General features: G+C 64.7%; 2 protein-coding genes. Both read right to left on the reverse strand.

Annotated features, from left to right (window positions below; genetic code table 11):
• Positions 1 to 61: 61 nt before the first annotated feature.
• Positions 62 to 919 (reverse strand): IS21-like element helper ATPase IstB, encoded by an 858-nt coding sequence (gene istB, locus ABZW74_RS24445; protein WP_355280094.1) that lies wholly within the window; start codon positions 917 to 919, stop codon positions 62 to 64.
• The gene (locus ABZW74_RS24450) at positions 916 to 2,265 is read right to left on the reverse strand and encodes an IS21 family transposase (RefSeq protein ID WP_355280096.1); all 1,350 of its coding nucleotides are present in this window, start codon (positions 2,263 to 2,265) and stop codon (positions 916 to 918) included. Before ABZW74_RS24450 ends, istB begins: the two co-directional genes overlap by 4 nt.
• Positions 2,266 to 2,401: the final 136 nt, after the last annotated feature.

Genomic DNA, 2,401 nt, shown 5'->3' on the forward strand with positions numbered 1-2,401 from the left:
TGACGAGGCTCAAGGAAGTTCCCCAGGTGTGCTCATTGAAATTCCCCACCTGTGGGCGCTCCTACTGTAGCGACCTTCGGGTTGGCGCGGTGGCGGTGCGCTGGTTTTGGGTGCGGGCGTGGTGGTCACGGAGCCGGTAGGAGTCGCCGTCGAGTTTGAGTACGACTGAGCGGTGGAGCAGGCGGTCGAGCATGGCCGCGGCGACGGTGGTGTCACCGAGGACCTCACCCCACTCGGCGACAGATCTGTTGGTGGTGATCACGATGCTGGTTTTCAGATAGCGTTGTGCCACAACCTGAAACAATGCTGATGCGGCTTCTGCCGGTAGCGGTAGATACCCCAACTCGTCGATGACGAGCAGGGTCGGCCCGGCGAAGAATCGCATGCAGGTGGCCCACCGGCCCTCGATAGCGGCTTTGTGACAGCGCGCGGCCAGGTCGGCGGCGGTGGTGACATAGGTGCGATAGCCGGCGTGTACCGCAGCATGTGCCAACCCGACCGCCAGATGCGTCTTGCCGGTGCCGGGTGGACCGATGAGCAGCACGTTGGTGGCCGATTCCAGGAAGGCGCACGTGCCGAGTTCCCGGATCAACGCCCGGTCCACGCCGGGCGCGGCGTCGTAGTCGAATCCGTCCAGGGTGGCCGGGGTGGGCAGGCAGGCAAACCGCAGCCGCCCGGCCAGTCGGCGGGCTTCGGTGGCATCGACCTCGATGGAGAGGAGATGTTCGAGCGTGTGGGTCATCGACCACTCCTGCTCACCGGCGGTCTGGAGAACCTGTGGCAGGGCTTCGGCCGCGGCGTCGAGTTTGAGGACGGCGAGATGCCCGCGCAGTTGTTGATAGACCGAGATCGCTGATTGTGATTGAGGTGCACCACTATTCGGCGAGTCCAGTACGGCCCTGTTGGTGTTGGTGGTCATGGGAGGTGGGTCCTGTTCTGTGCGGCGCGTTCATAGACGCTCATGTCGATCACCGGCGCCTCAGTGTTTGAGTCGGTGGTGTTGGTTGTGTTGTAGCGCAGCATGTCTGCGGCTTTTCGGGCGTGTTCGCCGGGCGGGATGCGTTCCTTGCGGCGATGCGGTCGCCCGCCGGTCGCCGCCGAGGCCATCGCCGCCCGATCGAGCGCGACGACGTGGCCGTGGTCACGGATCTGGGCACCAGTGCCGGGTGCGGCCAGGCGATGCCGCGCGATCACGATCCCGGAGGTGGTGGCGATATCGATGTGGCCATCACCGAGCAGTTCGGTCACGCTCACCTCGCCCATCGCCAACTCGGGTGGCACCGAGTACTCGTTGCCACGCCAGGCCACCATGGCCTGTCGAGAAACAGTCCTGGTTTCGGCCACAACCGCCGGAAACGGCGCCGCTGGTGGCGGGGACAGGGGTTCGCGTTTGGCGACGGTAGCGACGTTGTAGCGGCCATCACGGGTGCGACGCATCCGTACATCGGAACGGGTGCGGCAGAACTTGTCGAGACTGGCCTGAGCGTCCTCGACGGTGATCTCGTCCGGCACCGTGCGCCACCAACGTTGCGCTGCAATACGATTCGAGGACTCGACCACACCCTTGCGGTTACCGCGACGCGGTGGGCAGATCGCCACCGACACTCCGTAATGCTTGGCCACACCGGCGAACTCGACAGTCAACGTACCGCTGGATGGGTGGCAGACCGTGGCCATCCGGTCGAACCGCCACACCTTGCTCACCCCGCCGAGCCTGCGGGTGATGCGGTCGAGCCCGGCGATCACATGTGGCCGGGTCATGTTTGGGGCCAGATAGCCGCGCCACCGCCCGGAATGAGCGAGTGCACCGACGAACAGATACGCCGTCGACCCCCACCCCCACGACGCCGGCGGATTCGGCAATTCCAGCCAATCCCATTGCGTCTCTTCACCAGGCGGGTGTTCGATCACCGCGTTCGGCCGATGAGTTGACGTGGCGCACTGCTCACACGTCGGCCGCAGATTCCGTGCCCGGATCTGACGAGTCAGGGTCTGATAGGACTGGGCGTACCCCAGCCCTTCTAGTTCGTCACACAAAGTACGTGCCCACAAATGTGGATCCTCAGCCAAGCGTGCGCTCACGTAGGCGACGAACCGATCGAACGGATCCTCGCCCGGCTTCTTGCGTTGCCCCGGCGCCCGGTCCCCATTCAGGTAGGCCCGGATCGTCTTGCGGTCCCGGCCGGTATGACGGGCGATCGCCGAGATCGACCATCCCCGTTTTCGTAGTGCGTGTACTTCCACATCGTCCTCCCATGTCAACATGAGAAAGCGGGCCTCCCTTGAGCTGGTGCGTGGTCAGAGACCACCAGCATCTCGGGAGGCCCGCCCTCTCCGGCGGAGCCACACGGGGTGGGGAATTCAGATGAGCATCACTGGGGAATTTCGATGAGCGCCGTCA

It is taken from the genome of Gordonia sp. NPDC003585 (assembly GCF_040610755.1).
GTDB lineage: Bacteria > Actinomycetota > Actinomycetes > Mycobacteriales > Mycobacteriaceae > Gordonia.

Bases quoted from the DNA above. Each gene is read 5' to 3' on its own strand.
- istB (WP_355280094.1), bottom strand. From the start codon at position 919: ATGACCACCAACACCAACAGGGCCGTACTGGACTCGCCGAATAGTGGT.
- ABZW74_RS24450 (WP_355280096.1), bottom strand. From the start codon at position 2,265: ATGTTGACATGGGAGGACGATGTGGAAGTACACGCACTACGAAAACGG.